Raw genomic sequence first — 17183 nt, 5'->3', positions numbered from 1 at the left:
TGCGCGGCTAATGGCCAATAGCTATAACTGAGGGCAGGGCAAGATAATCCGCAGGACGCTGACGTGACGAGATGGGTGTATGTCAAAGTATGGCGTGCGTGCGCGGTTGCTTGGCCTGTGCACAGAGGCGGTGTCCGCCTGGGCGGTGGCACTGGTGGCCTTGGTGGCGGGCGGCCTGTTGACGGCCGCCCTGGCGCTTGCCGCGCAGACGTTCTACAAGCAGCAGTTGCGCCAGCGTTTCGAGTTGCTGGCCAGCGAACGCTCCAGCCGCATTGCCGAGCGCTTCGATGAACAAGAGCAACGCCTGGACGGCCTGCGGCGTTTCTTCAGTTTTTCCAACGAAGTTACCCCGCACGAATTTGACGGTTACGCCCGGCCGTTGCTGCAGCGCACCCTGGCCTACGCTTGGGCACCACGCGTCGAAGCCGCGCAGCGCGCCGAGTTCGAGCGTCACGCCAGTGAGCACTCGGGCCCAGGCTATGTGATCCGAGACCAGGACGCACAAGGCCAGTGGCGCCTCGCGCCGCCGCGCGACCATTACTTTCCGGTGCTGTATACCCAATCCGGTGAAATGCCGGGGCTGCCCTATGGGCTGGACCTTGCCGGACAGGGGGCACCCCAGGCAGCACTGGCGCGGGCGCTCGGGCCTGGCAGCATGGCCGTGTCCGAACCCTTGGCCCTGTACGATATCCCTTCGTACGCGCGCGGCCTGCTGATGGTGGCGCCGGTGTTTTCCGATGCCAACCCCCACGGCGCGGCAGCAGGTTATGTGATGGCCTTGCTGAGCATGCGCGAGCTGGTCAGCGACGCTCGACCGGTAGCGGCCGATGACAACCTGGTCGTGCGCATCACCGACCCGTCTGGGTTGCAAGGCCCCGAAGTGATGTTCGATTCGCAGAACCCGGTCGCCTCCCTGGCGCTGGCCAGCAACCAGGTACTGCACCTGGCCGATCACCATTTCCAGCTGAGCATTTTGCCGAGCCAGGCGTTCGTGCAGGCCAACCGTTCCTCGGCGGTGCTGGCGGTGAGTTTGTTGGGCGGGTTGTTGAGCCTGCTGCTCAGCGTGCTGCTCTATAGCCTGTTCAGCCAGCGTCAGCGCGCCCTGGCCTTGGTCGAGCAGCGAACTGCCGAGTTGCAGGTCAGCGAGCAGTCGTTGCGCGGCACCCACAACCAGCTGCGCAGTGTGCTGGATGCCGCAACCCAGGTGGCGATCATCGCCACCAACCTCAAGGGGATTATCAGCACCTTCAATGCCGGTGCTGAACGCATGCTCGGTTACCCGGCCAGCGAAGCGATCGGGCAGTTGCGCCTTGAGGATTTGGTGCTGCCCGAGGAGCTGAACCTGCGTGCCCATGCGTTGAGCTTGCGCTTTGGTCGCCCGATTGCTGGCGGCCAGGCAATGTTCGCCGAAACGGTGCAGGAGCACGGCGCAGAGCCCGGTGAGTGGACCTTGCTACGTGCCGATGGCAGCCAGCTGTTGGCCAACATGCTGGTTACCGCCATGCTCGACGAGCAGGGTTTGTGGGTTGGCTACCTGGCCATCTGTATTGATGTCACCGAGCGGCGTCGGGTGCATGAGGCGCTGGCGGCGCGTGACCGGTTGCTGGAAAAGCTCAGCGCCGAGGTGCCAGGCGGCATCTACCAATACCGCCTGGATGCCAACGGCCATTCGTGCTTCCCGTATGCCAGCATGGGCCTGTATGACATCTACGAGGTTGATCTGCAGCAGTTGCGCGAGGATGCCACGGTGGTGTTCGAGCGCATCCACCCCGATGACCTGGAGCGTGTGCGCCGTTCGGTGCGCTACTCGGCCGAACACCTGTCACCCTGGCGCGAGGAGTATCGGGTCTGCCTGCCTCGGGCCGGATTGCGCTGGGTGCGTGGTGAGGCGACGCCGGAAGTGGGTGAGCAGGGCTGTACCTTGTGGCATGGCTACCTGACGGACATTTCCGACCTCAAGGGTGTGGAAGAAGAGCTGCGGGCGCTGTCGGTTACCGATTCGCTGACCGGCATCCACAACCGCCGTTACTTTCAGGAGCGGCTCAAGGTCGAACTGGAGCGGGCCCAGCGCGATGGCCTGGCGCTGGCGGTGATCATGCTCGACATCGATCACTTCAAGCGCATCAACGACCGTTTCGGCCATGCGGTCGGCGATCGGGTGTTGCGTAGCCTGTGCCAGCGCATCGGCCAACGTTTGCGGCGTACCGATGTGTTCTGCCGCTTGGGCGGGGAGGAATTCATGGTGCTGTGCCCGGGCAGCGATGCCGAGCAGGCGCGGCTGCTGGCGCTCGAGCTGTGGCAAGGCGTACGCAATATGCCGGTGGAGGGCGTGGGCAGGGTAACCGCGAGTTTTGGGGTGGCGGGATGGCGACCAGAGGAGGGTGCCGATGCCTTGCTGTTGCGTGCCGATGCAGGGGTGTATGCGGCCAAGCAGGCCGGGCGGGACCGGGTGGAAGGGGAGTCGGCCTGATAGCTGTTAGGTGTCAATGCCGGCCCTTTCGCGGCTATAGCCGCGAAAGGGCCGGTACCGACCAACCCATCAGTTGGCCGCTGTGCTGCCAGCCAGCTTCGGCTGGCGATACAGGTCCAGCAACACCTGGTCCAGCACCTGCGAGGCGCCCCACGGTTTTGGGTCGTTGAGGATCGCCGCCACCGCCCAGGTATGGCCGTTGCTGTCGCGGCTGAAACCGGCAATCGCCCGTACGGTGTTCAGCGTACCGGTCTTGATGTGCCCTTCACCGGTCATGGCGGTGCGCTTCAAGCGCTTGCGCATGGTGCCGTCCATGCCCACCAGCGGCATCGAGCTCATGAACTCGGCAGCGTAAGGGCTCTTCCAGGCAGCCTGCAGCATGGCAGCCATTTCCCGGGTACTGACCCGTTCGGCACGCGACAGGCCAGAGCCGTTTTCCATTACCAGGTGCGGCGCGGTAATACCCTTTTTGGCCAGCCATTGGCGCACCACGCGCTGGGCGGCGCGGGCGTCGTCGCCATCGGCATCGGTGCGGAACTGCGCGCCAAGGCTCAGGAACAGCTGCTGGGCCATGGTGTTGTTGCTGTATTTGTTGATGTCGCGGATCACCTCCACCAGGTCTGGCGAGAAGGCGCGGGCCAGCAAGCGAGCGCTTTTGGGAACATTCTCGATGCGGTCGCCACCCTGAATGCTGCCACCCAGTTCGTTCCAGATCGCGCGCACGGCACCGGCGGCGTAAGTCGGGTGGTCGAGCAGCGAAAGGTAAGTCTGCGAGTTGCAGCCGTCACCCAACTGGCCGCTGACCGTCACGCTGATGCCGTCGGCCTGGGGCACCGGGTTGTAGCGCACATCACCGGTGCACTGTTTCGATGCCACGGCCTTGACCTGGTTGTCGATACGGATGCTGGCAATCGGTGGTTCCACTGCGATGGTAACTTTGCCGCCGTCGTTACGGGCGACGAAGCGCAGGGCCTTGAGGTTGACCAGCAGCGAGTCGGGCTTGACCAGGAACGGCTTGTTTTCATCCCCGCCGTCGTCGTTGAACTGCGGCAGGTTGGGCTGCACGAAGTGGCTGCGGTCCAGCACCAGGTCACCGGTGACGGTGCGCACGCCATTGGCGCGCAGGTCACGCATCAGCAACCACAGCTTTTCCATGTTCAGTTTGGGGTCCCCGCCACCTTTGAGGTACAGGTTACCGTTGAGCACCCCGTTGCTCAGGGTGCCGTCCGTATAGAACTCGGTTTTCCACTGAAAGGTCGGGCCCAGCAGCTCGAGGGCGGCGTAAGTGGTGACCAGTTTCATGGTCGAGGCCGGGTTCACCGAAACATCGGCATTGAACACGGTCGGGGTTCCGGGGCCGTCCAGCGGCAGCATCACCAGCGACAGCGCAGTGTCCTGCAGCTTGTTGGCCTTGAGTGCCTGCTGCACTTTGGCAGGCAGGGTGGTATTGACGGCGGCGGCGTGGCTGGGCAAGGCAATTGGCAACAGCAAGCCGGCGAGAAAGAGGGGACGAAGCGTTTTGATCATAGTGAGTAAATACCCTGCGGCGAGGGAAAAGGGCTTTGGGGCTGTAAGAGATGATGGCCCCACGACGTAAAGAATACGCATTATGCCCCAAGCGCAGCGTCGATGCGCCACGTTCGACGGAAAAGCATCGCCAATAAAAAGGCCACCTCGGGGGGTGGCCTTTTCAGCAATCAACCTTTCAGCACGAAGCTGACAAGTCTCACTCAGCCTTGTTGATCGGCTTTTCCGGGTACCAGGCGTCCAGCAGCGGGCTGACTTCGATCTTGGTCAGTTCGCTACGGCCTTTGAGCCAGGCTTCAACGGCAGCACGCTGTTCTTCGCTGACCGAGCCACGTTTGACCGAGCAAACCAGGCCGAAATCGTCACCGCCTACATAATCCAGGCCGTTGGCGTCCATGGCTTCTTCCAGGAACGCGTCGAGGAAAGCATCGATTGCCTGGTCATCCAGATCTTCCTTGAATTCCAGGTTCAGCTCGAAGCCCAATTCCTGAAACTCGTCGACACACAGCTTCTTGCGCAGACGACGGGAGCGGTTTGTGGCCATGAAACAATCCTCTTAGGTAATAACGCCGCGCAGTCTACCAGTTAACACGCTTGGCTGCCTGCCTGAGTATCTGTGCTTGTGGCCAACTCCTTGGTCAGCGCACGTTCCACGCGGCACATATGCCGTGCCAGTGCCTGGCGCCGCAAGCGCACCTGGGCAGTGGGCAAACCAGCGGCTTCAAGCGCTTCGCAGGCCGCCATCAGGTAAGGGGCTTTCAGCATGCGCGCGGCGCTCAGCACCTTGTGGGCATGCTCGGTGATCGCGCCGCTGTCATGTTGCGGATGCAGCATCATCAAGCTGGCGAGGTCGGCCTGCAGGCTCTGCTGCAAGGCCAGCAGGAAGCGCTGGCGCTCGAGTGGGTCAGGCCCTACCACGGCGGCCAGGCCGTCCAGCTGGTACAGCTTGCGTCGGGGGCGGTGTTGGCGGCGAGGGCGAATACCCGCCAGTCGCTGGCTGAGGGTGCTCAAGCTGATGGGCTTGAGCAGGCAGTCGTCCATGCCTGCGCTCAGGCACTTGCGGCGTACTTCCGGCTGTGCGTTGGCGGTATAGCCAAGGATGGTGCAGCGTGGCCGCTTGCCATGGCGTTCTTCGGTACGCACGGCCGTCGCCAGTTGGTAACCGTTCATGTGCGGCATGTTGCAGTCGAGTACCACGACATCGAATTCGCCCGCTCGCCAGGTGGCCAGGCCCTCGCGGCCATCGCGGGCGCTGCTGTGTTCCAGGCCCAGGTAGGCAAGCTGTTGCGCCATCAGCTGCAGGTTGGCCGGGTGATCATCGATCACCAGCACGTTCAGCCGTGGGTCGGGGACATCGAGGTGCTCGGGCAACGGTGCCGGCAGCACGGCGCCATCGACCCGTAGCAATGGCATCTTCAGCCGCACCTGGGTGCCGACATCTTCCAGGCTCTTGATGGACAGGTTGGCGCCCATCATGTCGCACAGGTTGCGGCAGATGGCCAGGCCCAGCCCGGTACCTGCACGGGCGCCCTGGCTGTGCGGGTTGGCCTGAATGAACGGGTTGAACAGGCGCTGCAGGTCGTCGGCGTGGATGCCGATGCCACTGTCGCGCACTTCAAGCTCCAGCGTTGCTGGCGTGTCAGCGCCCTCGTTCAGCAGGTCGACGCAAATACGCACCTGGCCGTGCTCGGTGAACTTTATGGCGTTGCTCACCAGGTTGGACAGCACCTGCTTGAAGCGCAGGGGGTCAAGCAGAACGTGGCAACGTGCGGCCGGCGCGATCATCACTTCCAGGACCAGGCCTTTTTGCCGCGCCTGGCCATCGAAAATGCGCCCCACCGATTCGATCAAGGCCGCCAGGTCGACCGCCTCCGGGGCCAGGGACAAGTGCCCGGACTCGATCCGTACGTTTTGATTTTTACCCCAAATCAACCTTCAGATCGTCAACGACCACAGACCTTTACCCTTTACTAATGCTTTCCTTCCCCTCACTCCTGTAGTTAAACCACCACCTCTACAAGGTGCAGTACAGAGGAAGTGGAGTGAAGATCACCCCCTCCAACCCCGCCCCACCATATACCCTCACGTTTTCCCCAGTAGACATCCAGAGTTTTGTTAATGTGTGAGGGTGTGTGAAGGTTTTTTTGTTACCCCATCAAAGCTGGGACTGTAGTGGTCTAATGAAACCGGACACCCATTTAGGCGAGAATGCTCGCCACAGAGAGGTGTCTGATGACCAAGCAACGTCGTACCTTTACCCCTGAGTTCAAGCGCGAAGCTGCCTGCCTGGTGCTCGACCAAGGCTACAGCCATGCTGAAGCAGCCCGCTCGCTCGGTTTGGTCGAGTCGGCCCTGCGCCGTTGGGTCAACCAGCTTCAGCAGGAGCGTGGCGGCATCACGCCGACCAGCCAAGCGTTGACGCCAGAGCAGCAAAAAATCCAAGAGTTGGAAGCTCGGATCACGCGCCTGGAGCGCGAGAAATCGATACTAAAAAAGGCTACCGCGCTCTTGATGTCGGAAGATCTCGAGCGCATACGCTGATCCGTCAGCTTAGCGCCCATGAACCCGTTGATTTCCTGTGCGAAGTGTTTGAAATCACTCGCTCAACTTATTACGCGCATCGCCACAAAAGGCGGACGCCTGACGTTGAGCGCCTGAAGTTGCGCAGTCGAGTGAATGAGCTATTCACACAAGGTCGAGGTGCACCCGGCAGCCGCAGCATCAAGTTAATGCTGCAAGATGAAGGCGAGAAAATCGGACGATTCAAGGTGCGCAGCCTGATGCGTGAGCTGTCGCTGGTCAGCAAGCAGCCAGGGTCACACGCTTACAAGAAAGCAACGGTGGAGCGGCCGGACATTCCGAATGTGTTGAACCGAGCGTTTGATGTCGACGCGCCAAATCAGGTCTGGTGTGGCGACATCACTTACATTTGGGCGCAGGGTAAATGGCACTATCTGGCGGTTGTCCTCGATCTCTATGCGCGGCGCGTGGTGGGCTGGGCTTTGTCAGAAAGACCGGATGCAGAGTTGGTCATCAGGGCGCTGGACGTGGCGTACGAACAACGTGGAAAGCCCCAAGGGCTGCTGTTTCACTCCGATCAGGGATCGCAATATGGTAGCCGTCAGTTCCGCCAGCGATTGTGGCGCTACCGCATGCGCCAGAGCATGAGCCGCCGAGGCAACTGCTGGGATAATGCGCCGATGGAGCGGGTGTTTCGCAGCTTGAAAACAGAGTGGATACCGGTCACGGGCTACCTGACCGGACAGCAAGCTCAGCGAGACATTAGCCAGTACCTGATGGATCATTACAACTGGATAAGACCCCATCAGTTCAACGATGGGCTGGCTCCGGCCAAAGCTGAGGAAAAACTCAAAACTGTGTCCGGGATTAGTTGACCACTACAGAACAACCTTAGGGGTATGCCGTGTCATTGTAAATCCAGAGCTATAATGCCAAGGCCGGCCAGCATTGAGTGGATTTCGGAGGCATCTGTAGCGTATCGCGCTCTGATTGAATCAGGGGGGGCGAAAGCAACAGTCCTATATCGATCTAAGACTTCACGAATCATGTATGTTAACTTCATGTTGTTTTCACGAAGAATGCGTATCTGTTGCTCTAGGTGTGACTTTCCCTTTAACAGCTCAGCTTTTGAATCGCTTCTAGGTATAGGGCTAACCTCTTTAGGTGCCGTCAATTGGCTGTGAATCTCCTTGCGCAAGGAATCCATAGCTAAGAAGCCGCCATCTAATGCTACATCGGCGGTGGCTTTGAGGTTGTTTAGTGAAATCCTATGAAGCAAAAGCTCAGGATATTCAAATGCGGCGAATGACGCTTGAGATTTAACTCCCTCAATGATCTTCCCATCTCCATCAGTAATGCGCGTGCGGTATAGTTCCTTCAGGAACTCCATCTTTCGGACTGCGATTTCAACGCTCGTGATTGAGATTGCCATTAAATGTCCTTTACTTTCAATACTAAGTTGAACTTCGAAATCACCTGGCCGTCTGCTCCTACCACCTCAAAGAAATCTGGTTCAAGAGTGATTTTTCCATCTGTAAGATAGTCAAGGATCTGGCCTTCGCATGTGTAAGTCGAGAGGTATTCATCGAAGCCAGGTTGGGTTTCAATAAGCTTGTCTTCGTGCATAGGGGTAAGGCTGTTAAAAACCTCATTGTATGTTTTGATGTGGATCTGCTTAGTATTGAAATCTTTACGAAGCTTTTGGATTAGCTCGTCCAGACCCTCGATGTCTCGCCTACCTGCTTTGAGACTTGCTTGAATTCGGTTCGCCTTGGCTTCCTGTAGAATGCGTCCCGTCACGTGTTCAGTGACGTAGTGGTAAAAAAGCTTGGCATCTGAGTGCCCGAGCATATAGCTAAGTGTTTCAAACTCAGGATTATCAGTACCCCAAAAGAAGGCGATAGCATAAAAGCGGCGAAGTTGATGCTGCCGGATGTAATAGCGTTTCTCCACTCCGTCATCCATGATGGTGGGGAGTTGGAAGTAATCGCATGCAAGGTTCACTGTGTTGTAATGGGTGAAACGTCCGCCCTCGGTGACAGCGGCATTGATTCTGCTTATGCCCCTGAAGAGCGTACTGACTTTATTGGTTATCACCGCGTCCACTCGGCGGTTAAATTCCTTTAGTTTCCAAATAAATAAAGCTACCACTCGGGGGAGAGGTCGCTTCAACTGTTCTCGCCGACCTGCTGCGCCGAGTTTCGCTGCATCGAATACCAGGTAGTAGTGAGTATTAGCATTTTCGGGGAGAGAGGGATCTGTTCGCGGCTCCAAGCAGATTTTGCTGTCCAGATAGGTAATTTCATCTCGGCGCCTAGCCATCACTGCGCCGGTTACAATTTGTACAGAGCCGATCAATACTTGATACAGCTCAGCAAGCGTTGAATTCGCCCGCAGGAGGTTGTAAAACTCGGGGTTCGAACGTTGTACTGACCAATAGCGAATTCCGCATGCGATAGGATGCTTTGGCGTCATGCCCAGCACGAAATCGTTAAGGCTAATTGAGTCCATCGTCTGATTGGATTTAGCTTCGATAACCCTATAAACAGCATCAAGTACCCAGTCAGTATTTTCGAATAGAAATTCCAAGCTGCACCTAATCGCTTGCAGCGTTACTTCAATCGGAGCAGTTCTGTAGCGCATGGGCTGCATAAACTCTTTTCCCGCGATAACGCGCTGTAATGTGAGGCTTTGAAGCATATTGTTATCGGCGCCGGTTTCGCATTCCTCGATTATGGAAAGTGTTCTGAATGTTTGGATGTAGCTGTTCAATGTTCTATGAGATGGGCCTTCCTTTTCATTGCGCTTTACTTCAACAGATGGGTATTCTGCGTCATATGACGACTCGCCGATATTCAGTTCGCCAAAATGAAGCGGCCTAATGGACTTTCCGTTCAATGTTCCTGAATATATTTCATTCAGTATTGGCTGGGGTCGCAAAAGCAGAGATCCGTTAACTTTTTCATAATAGCCAAGTTTTAGAAAAAGGACGCGTGATCTGATCAGTTCGTGGTCCGTTAGATTAAGTTCTCGATCAACGGTCTCAAAGTCGAGAATGAAGTCGTTATCACTGGCGGCCTCAGCAATCTCGTGTTCGCTGACCAAATGCAGGTGTTGTCTGATCCAGTCGGTCAATTTTGACGAATAGTTATACACTGCTTCGCTTGTAGGCAGAATGGTTATTTCATTCAGTAGATGATAGATGCTATTTGCGCTCAATTGAGAAAGCCCTTGCTCGCAAATTCGGAAGCGCTCGCCGTTAAGGAGCATCCAGTCAGCTATTTGGAGCGTCCTTGTTAGTGTTTGATATGCGTATTCTGGTGCGAATACTTGGCCACCTGTAAACCGATTGTGAACACGATACGCAATCAGCAGGCGGATCGTATTGAGTAAGTTTTCGTTCTTTGGGTCAAGTAAATTAGAGCCATCGTAGAGTTTAATGTCAAAGTCGATTGTTCTTTTGAGGGAGGGCCCTTTCTTGGTCTCAATCAACAGTCTCCATTGTGCATGATTGAACTCGGTGCCTGGAGCAAACCAATAAGGTTTGGTGATCGGGCTTCCTGCCGGCATTGATGAGAATAAGTGGTCTCTCAGTTCCAGAGCTTGTTGGTATGGATTGCTGCCGTTAAACTCATAGCCCAACAGCTTATAGCGATCGAAAAGATCTGGAATGATTTCATGCATGTATAACTCCTTTCAGCTTCTCTTGTAGTTGTGGGGTCGGGTTCGCTTTTGAGAATAGTGTGAGTACGCTTCGAGAACAGTAGCCTTGCAGTAGCCCCTCGCGATAGAGGTGCACTGCTTGATGAATTAAAGTGGCGACGGCAAACCATTTTTCAGCAACAGGTGTGATGCATCTACCCGCTTGCAGCGCTGAGTTTGCAAGCTCATAAATGCACAGTAAAACCTCAACCTTATCAAGGTTTAACTCTATATACATACGGTCAGCAGTTTCGCCAATAGTGGCTGGATTGAAAGGGGCCGAAGTTGGTGAATTCTTGCCAACAATAACGTAGTTGTCTTTATGGATTTTCAGGAACTCATTAAGCTCTTCTTGAGTATTGAAGTCCAACGAGGCTAACAGGTATGGGCTGTCCTTCATTGCCTCATAAAGGATCGCGTTATAGAATAAGCGAACCCATCTCTCCATCATAAAATGTAGAAGGGTGTCGGGGATGTAAACATCTACAAGATGTTTACTACGATCGGCATGTCTTAATTCTATAGTTACAGCGCGCCTGCTTAATGTTCTGACGTAAGTTTGAATCGCAAGTGTGGCCCTGAGGCTTCGCAGCGTTAAATTCATTAATATGCGCTGCGCACGAGCTTCTTGCGCTGCGCAATTAGCATTCTTCAAAATAGTCGCTGCGAGTGGAATACTATTTTCCTCGCTCGAAAGGCGGGGAAGGTTTTCAATTGCAGTAGGTGTGCCAAAGTTTCTACCTCCACTTAGAAATAGCTTTCTGTAGCTGTCGTCTCCTATCGTTTTGAGGTGGTCTCTCGCAGGCTTAGTGATAGCGATTATTTGGTCAAATGCAGCTTTAGTAGCGCTAGTTAAAACGACTCTTTGTTCTTCATGGCCCTTAGCGCGCGGTTTATATCCGATCGCGATCCAATCATCTCCAGCTTGAGTGTAATTGACCTGTCTACCATTCACGTCGAAAAGCTCGAATCCGAGTAGCCATGAAGGCGTAATGAAAGGATGATGGCGTACTAGCAAAAACATAAAGGGGAGCAGAGTATAGGCACCAAGCGGATTTATTATGTTTCTCACCTCTGTCGGACTTATGGCCTCAAATATTCCAGTGTCCGCGATGTTGTAAGTGTATTCGATCCACGTGCGGCATATATCTGACGGTGTGAAGTCTTTTCCGGCCTCTAGGTTTGCAAAACTATCAATCACTCTGCCGTTTGCTGCCTTGTGCAGTGTCGCTTCATGATCGCGAATTGCATTTAAGCATGCTTCGTTGCAGCAGTCCTGGACATATTGTATGTCTCCGTCAATGCCAGCAGAGAAAGCTTTAAAAGCGTCATCGTCGGATACTGTGAGCGGGATATCCATGAGCGCTTTATCATACAGAGTCTTTGTTTTATCTGTGTGGGGTGACGATTTGTAGGTTGGGCAAAATAATGGATAGTGAGGTTCGGCCATTATCGCGGTGCCAAGAAATATATTTTCCATGGTAATGAGAGCCTGCGGCCATTCTTTATAGAAAACCTCCAAGCTATATTCCTTGACAATTACTTCGGACTTCCATTGTGCAAAAAGTATTTCTACGAACTCGTTTACCTTTCTTCCTGATTGCAGGGTTGATAGATCGCTGCGTGTAGGATAGAGCTTGCAGAGGAGGGGTATTATTCTCCTCATGTGCATAGACCGCTGTTTGACGGCGCTGTGAGAGTAACGAAGACATTCGTCCTCTACCAATGTCAATAAATAACTAGTTAACTTTTCGCCATAGCACAAATAGAAAGGGATTAGATTGATAAATTGCTTTTTTCCGTTTCGAGCAGATGCATGCCAGCCCGAGTAATATTTAAGTGTTGATAACGATTTTGGAATGAATTCCCAAAATTTTACGCTTGTGCTCTGGCGTTCTTCTAGTCTAATTTTCTTGCCGTTGTTAGCGGTATTTATTTTTAAACCGGATACTTCAGCAAGTAACTTTCGGGCTCTGTTGTAAAGGCGCGCGACGACAATTTTTAAAAGCTCAGTGTTCTTGATTAAAAATCCTTCAAATCCATAAAGTATGGTGTCGATGTCTTCTGGGGTGTGAATAGCTTCTAGTTTGAAGCCTGTAATGTGGAGGTATGCGTTTGCATATTTTATTGCTCTCAACGAGTCGTTATCGTTTTCAGCAACGTTGAAAAGCTCTTGTTGCATTCCTGGCTCAATGGCCAAGAGTGGGTACTCATTGATGTTGTAGGTGGCGAGCATGGCCGAGGTCCGACAGCAGGGTCAGAAAATTCAAAAGCTTATCGGTATAGAAGTCAATGATTTTATTTGTTCTAAAGTTGGTTTGTGAATTGCATGGCTAGTTGTTAAGTGATTTATTATTGTTTGTTTTGTGTGATTGTTTTTTGTAATTACGTTTTTTGTTTTTTTCTTCTTGTGAGGAATGAGCGGTGTTTGTTGGCTTTGCGGGATAGTGTTTCAAAATCTAGGTGTTATTTTTGATTTGTGACATCAATTAATAAAGTGCAAAGGTTAGTGCGTATTGATGATCGTCAAAATAATTTTTCTAGCAAGAGCCGCAGAATCCGCGGGCTGAGAGGGTGATGATTAGGGAATCTCCGAACAAGCCTTCAGTTATGCGAGAATCCCCGCAACACCTGATCCGAGCCGCCCATGAGCCAGATGAGCTTTTCCGACTTTGAGTACGCCGGCAAGCGCAAGCAAACCCGCCGAGAGCGCTTCCTCGCCGAAATGGATCAGGTGGTGCCCTGGGCAGGCCTGCTGGAGCTGATCGAACCGTTCTACCCCAAGGCCGGCGGCGGTAGAAAACCCTATCCTCTGGAAACCATGCTGCGCATCCATCTGTTGCAGAACTGGTTCTCCCTGAGCGACCCGGCCATGGAAGAAGCGCTCTACGAAATCACGCCCATGCGCCAGTTCGCACGCCTGACGCTGAGCGCGCCAATCCCCGAAGACACCACGATCATGAACTTCCGGCACTTGCTGGAGAAGCATCAGCTCGCACCGGCAATCCTTGCGGTCATCAATGGTTATCTGCAGGAAAAAGGCCTGTCGCTGCGCCAAGGCACCATCGTCGATGCCACCATTATTCATGCCCCCAGCTCGACCAAGAATAAAGAAGGCAAGCGTGATCCCGAGATGCACCAGACCAAGAAAGGCGGTCAGTATTTCTTCGGGATGAAGGCGCACATCGGTGCCGATGTCGAGTCCGGCCTGGTGCATCACGTCCATGGCACCGCTGCCAATGTGGCCGATGTCACGCAGGTGGCTGAACTGCTGCATGGCGAAGAAAACGCCGTGTATGCAGATGCCGGTTACACCGGTGTCGAAAGGCGCGAAGAGCATGAAAATCGGGGGGTGATCTGGCAGATTGCAGCGCGTCGCAGCACCTATTCCAAGCTGAACCAGCGCAGCGTACTGTACAAAGCCAAGCGCAAGATCGAGTTCTGCAAGGCTCAGACACGGGCCAAGGTCGAGCATCCGTTTCGCGTGATCAAGCGGCAGTTTGGTTACGTGAAAGTACGTTTTCGTGGGCTGATGAAAAACACGGCTCAGTTGACCACGCTGTTCGCCCTGGCAAACCTGTGGAGGGTTCGAAAACAGCTCATGGGTATGGGTGAGGTTCGCGTTTAACACGGAGAACCGGTCGAAAAAGCTCTCCGTACATGATTTTTCGGTCACTTTTCGTCCAATGACGCTGTAGGTGCCTGGAAAATTGCAACTTGCCGCGGCTGCACGACAAGTTGATCGGAGCATCCTTAGGTAGGTAAAAAGCAAAACTTACCATATCCAGAATATCGCCGATCAGGCCCAGCAGGTCCTTGGCCGAATGGTGTGCCAGCTCCAGCGCGCTGCGGTCCACCCGGCCCTGGTCGGCACGCTTGACTGCCAGCTCGAGCATGCCGATGACGGCGTTCATCGGGGTGCGAATTTCGTGGCTGATGGTGGCCAGAAACGTGCTTTTGGCGCGGTTGGCATCGTCCGCCTGCTGCTTGGCCTGGCGCAGATCCATGACCAGTTGGCGGCGATCGCTGATGTCTATCCAGCCGCCGATGATGCCCTGCACTTCACCCAGGGAGTCGCGGTACGGCAAGATCCAGTGGTAGATGGTCAGTTCCCGACCCTTGATCCGTAGTGGACGGTCCTTGATCAGCGGTGAGCCCGCGGCCATGACTTCCAGGTGATCAGCCTGGATCTGCCGAGTCTGCTCGCTATCGGCGAACAGGCTGCAGTCCAGCTGTTTGCCGATAACCTGATCAGAGCTGGCCTGCACGGCTTCGAGGTAGCTGTAGTTACAACTTTTCAGGCACCCCTCGCGGTCACGCACATACATCGGGTGGGGGGTGCCGTTAAGCAGGGCACGCATGAATGCCAGCTGGTCGTTCAGCGCACGCTCGGCATGCTGACGCTGGCGAATCTGCAGGCGCAGGCGAGCGTTCCAGAGCAAGGCCAGCAGCAGAAGCAGGGCCGTGCCCAGCACCACCTGCAGGGCAAGCTGGCTATAGTCCCTGACGTTGTTATCTTCATGTCGGCCAAAGCCGCTCCAGCGGTTGTTGATTACCCCCAGCTCCTCCGGTGAGATGCTCAGCAGGGCCTTGTCGAGGATCGACACCAACGCAGGTGACTGGGCAGTGGTGGCCATCGCGAAATTGGCCGGTTCGCTACCGATCGAGGTGCGGATCACCAGTTCGGGGTTGCTGGCCAAGGCGTGGTTAGCATCTATCAGGGTGGTGATCACCGCATCTACGGCACCGCTGTTGAGTAACGCCATCGAGTAGAACGCGCTTTCGGTCTCGACCCAGCCGACCTGCGGATAGTGCCGCGACAGCATGGCGTCCATGGCGCTGTAGCGGGCGATGGCGATGCGATGACCTTGCAGTTGATCCAGCGAATTGAAGGCCGGATTGTCCTTGCAACTGACCAGCACATAGGTGCTTTCCAGGTAGGGACGGCTTAGTTGGAGGTTGTCCTCGCCCACCTCCGTGGTAGCCAATGCAGCAATCACATCCGCCCGGCCATCCTTCAGGCGAGCGATCATGTCGGCGATGCCGCTGGCGCGCTGTACTTCGAAACGCAAACCAGTGCGCAGGCGAATGAGCTCCAGCAGGTCGGCGGTGATGCCGCGAAAATGCCCCGCGTCGTCGAAATAGGATAGCGGGGCAGCTGTGTCGTCGATGACCACACGCATCACCGGGTGATCCTGCAACCATTGTTCCTCGCTTTCGCTCAACTGCAGGTTGCGGTCGGTCAACAGTAGGTCGCTGCCGGCGCTCCAGCGTTTGAAGATGCTGGCGCGCAGGGCTGGGGGCTGGTTGTCGAGGACGGCGTTCACCAGGTCCAACAGCAGGGTATCCTGCTGGCGCAGGGCAAAGCCGAAGCCGATGGCCTCATGCTTGCTGAAGTTGGCCATGCGCAGGCGTGGCAGGTGGCCGCGGTTGAGCAGGTAGTGCGTGGAGATGGTGTCACCGATGAACACGTCGGCCTGGCCGAACGCCACGGCGTTCAATGCCTGGCTGGAAGAACCAAAGGCCAGCAGCTCTGCCTTGGGGTAGGCGCTGAGCACTTCCTGTCTGGGCAGGTAGTGGTAGAGCATGCCCAGGCGCATGCCGGTCAGGTCCAGGTCCAGCGCCCAGTTTTCGTCTTCACGCGTTACCAGTACCGGTTGATCGATGGCATAGGGGTGTGACAGCGCCAGGGCGTCATTGTCCGCCTCGTACCCATTGGCACTGCCCAGCAGGTCGATATCGCCGTTTCTGAGCGCCTCTACCGCAGCCTGTCGGCTGGAGAAGCGCAGCACCCGTACCGGCAACTGCAGGGCCTTGCCGATCAGGCTGGCGTAGTCGGCGGTCAGGCCCTGGTAATCATGGCCGCCACTGGTGATGTCAAACGGCGGATAGTCGGGGGCCGAGGTACCCAGCACCAGTTCCTGACGACCTTCCAGCCATTGCCGTTGTTCGGTCGTGAGCCGGGGCTGAGCCGGGGCGGACGATGTGCGTGCCAGCAACGTAAAGGACGAGGCTTCAAGATGGGCAGCCTGTGTCCCACCGCTGAACAGCAGCAGCGCGAGCAACAGGCGGGCGAGCGCGCAGGTCATGACCACTCTCAGACCAGCGCATTGCGCTTGGCCATCTCGATCAAGTCGACCAGCGTGTTGACCTGTAGCTTGTGCATGAGGCGCTTCTTGTAGGTGCTGACGGTCTTGCTGCTGAGAAACATGCCCTTGGCGATTTCCTTGTTGCTGCGGCCTTGAGCGAAAAGTTGCAGTACCATCAATTCACGGTCATTTACCTGGCGAAAAAGTTGCAAGTCGGTATCGATCACCTGGTTGTGCTTAATGGCCTGGCTGGGGAAATAGTTATAACCGGCCAGTACGGCTTTGATAGCACTGAGCAGTTCACTCAGGTCTTCCTGCTTGCACACGTAACCTGCGGCACCCGAGTGCATGCAGCGTACGGCAAACAATGCCGGGGATTGTGCAGTCAATACCAGCACCTTCAAGGGCAGGGCCATGGACTGAAACCGGGAAAGCACCTCCAGGCCGTCTAGCTTGGGAATGCTGATGTCGAGGATGACCAGGTCGGGGTTGCTCTCGCGGATCATCTGCATGGCGTCTACGCCATTGTCCGACTCGCCGACAATTTTGTAGTTCTGGTTTTCCAGCAGCATACGGACGGCCAGGCGGATGACCGGGTGGTCGTCAACAATAAATATGGAGTGCATGTTCAACTTCCCTGCGGTCGATTGACGGTGACAGGTGGCACCTTATCGCAGTTGGAAGTCGTCTGGCATGGGAGGAAGGGCTGTTAGCGCCATATGGGAAATGGCTTACAAGATAAAACAAAACGGGCTACGAAATAGGCATGCTTAACGCAATGTCAAAGCGCACTTAGTAACTTTTCATTGATATTTATACGTGGTGTTTAGTTTGCAGCCAGCATGCGTAGGAAGTTTCCTGCAACACGCGGAGCA

The 17183-nt window shown here is 55.5% G+C and carries 9 protein-coding genes and 2 pseudogenes; 3 read left to right on the top strand and 8 right to left on the bottom strand.

What is annotated here, in order from left to right:
• Positions 1-79 precede the first annotated feature (79 nt).
• Positions 80-2470: a diguanylate cyclase gene (locus tag Q9451_RS22455; RefSeq protein ID WP_012271278.1), complete on the top strand. Its 2391-nt coding sequence runs from the start codon at positions 80-82 to the stop codon at positions 2468-2470.
• A gap of 69 nt (positions 2471-2539) precedes the next feature.
• On the opposite strand, the gene dacB is transcribed toward Q9451_RS22455, so the two are convergent.
• From dacB to Q9451_RS22440, 3 genes and pseudogenes are all read right to left on the bottom strand, one after another.
• Positions 2540-3997, bottom strand: coding sequence for a D-alanyl-D-alanine carboxypeptidase/D-alanyl-D-alanine-endopeptidase (gene dacB / locus Q9451_RS22450; protein ID WP_012271279.1), 1458 nt, complete (start codon positions 3995-3997; stop codon positions 2540-2542).
• A 199-nt stretch (positions 3998-4196) separates the two neighbouring features.
• A complete protein-coding gene (locus Q9451_RS22445; RefSeq protein WP_003248695.1) occupies positions 4197-4541 on the bottom strand; it encodes a YggL family protein in 345 nt (114 codons plus the stop codon).
• Positions 4542-4582: 41 nt separating this feature from the next.
• A pseudogene (locus tag Q9451_RS22440) lies at positions 4583-5905 on the bottom strand (ATP-binding protein); the annotation flags it as partial.
• Positions 5906-6229: 324 nt separating this feature from the next.
• On the opposite strand from Q9451_RS22440, the gene Q9451_RS22435 reads away from it, so the two are divergent.
• Positions 6230-7392, top strand: a protein-coding gene (locus Q9451_RS22435; RefSeq protein WP_176704564.1) for an IS3 family transposase whose coding sequence is annotated in 2 segments (ribosomal slippage) — positions 6230-6485 and positions 6485-7392 — 1164 coding nt in all. Because the reading frame shifts where the segments join, the coding sequence is not laid out codon by codon here.
• A gap of 32 nt (positions 7393-7424) precedes the next feature.
• Here the strand turns inward: Q9451_RS22435 and Q9451_RS22430 are convergent.
• Genes Q9451_RS22430 through Q9451_RS22420 form a run of 3 tightly spaced genes read right to left on the bottom strand, consistent with a single transcriptional unit; the run spans position 7425 to position 12455 of the window.
• Positions 7425-7949, bottom strand: a complete 525-nt coding sequence (locus tag Q9451_RS22430) for a hypothetical protein (RefSeq protein ID WP_012271305.1) — start codon at positions 7947-7949, stop codon at positions 7425-7427.
• Positions 7949-10201 carry a hypothetical protein gene (locus tag Q9451_RS22425; protein WP_012271306.1) on the bottom strand — a complete coding sequence of 751 codons (2253 nt, stop codon included), beginning with the start codon at positions 10199-10201 and terminating at the stop codon, positions 7949-7951. The genes Q9451_RS22430 and Q9451_RS22425 overlap by 1 nt, the downstream gene beginning before the upstream one ends.
• Positions 10194-12455, bottom strand: a complete 2262-nt coding sequence (locus Q9451_RS22420) for a hypothetical protein (protein ID WP_012271307.1) — start codon at positions 12453-12455, stop codon at positions 10194-10196. The genes Q9451_RS22425 and Q9451_RS22420 overlap by 8 nt, the downstream gene beginning before the upstream one ends.
• A 411-nt stretch (positions 12456-12866) precedes the next feature.
• On the opposite strand from Q9451_RS22420, the gene Q9451_RS22415 reads away from it, so the two are divergent.
• The gene (locus Q9451_RS22415) at positions 12867-13847 is read left to right on the top strand and encodes an IS5-like element ISPa41 family transposase (protein ID WP_014003920.1); all 981 of its coding nucleotides are present in this window, start codon (positions 12867-12869) and stop codon (positions 13845-13847) included.
• 148 nt (positions 13848-13995) lie between these two features.
• Here Q9451_RS22415 and Q9451_RS22410 read toward each other — a convergent pair.
• Together Q9451_RS22410 and Q9451_RS22405 are read right to left on the bottom strand one after the other, a co-directional pair.
• Positions 13996-16308, bottom strand: a pseudogene (locus Q9451_RS22410) (transporter substrate-binding domain-containing protein); the annotation flags it as partial.
• A gap of 8 nt (positions 16309-16316) precedes the next feature.
• Entirely contained in the window at positions 16317-16934 is a 618-nt protein-coding gene (locus Q9451_RS22405; RefSeq protein WP_012271309.1) for a response regulator transcription factor, read from the bottom strand.
• Positions 16935-17183: the final 249 nt, after the last annotated feature.

This window comes from Pseudomonas sp. NY8896 (assembly GCF_039634505.1).
This window is presented reverse-complemented; position numbering and strand designations above follow the sequence as displayed.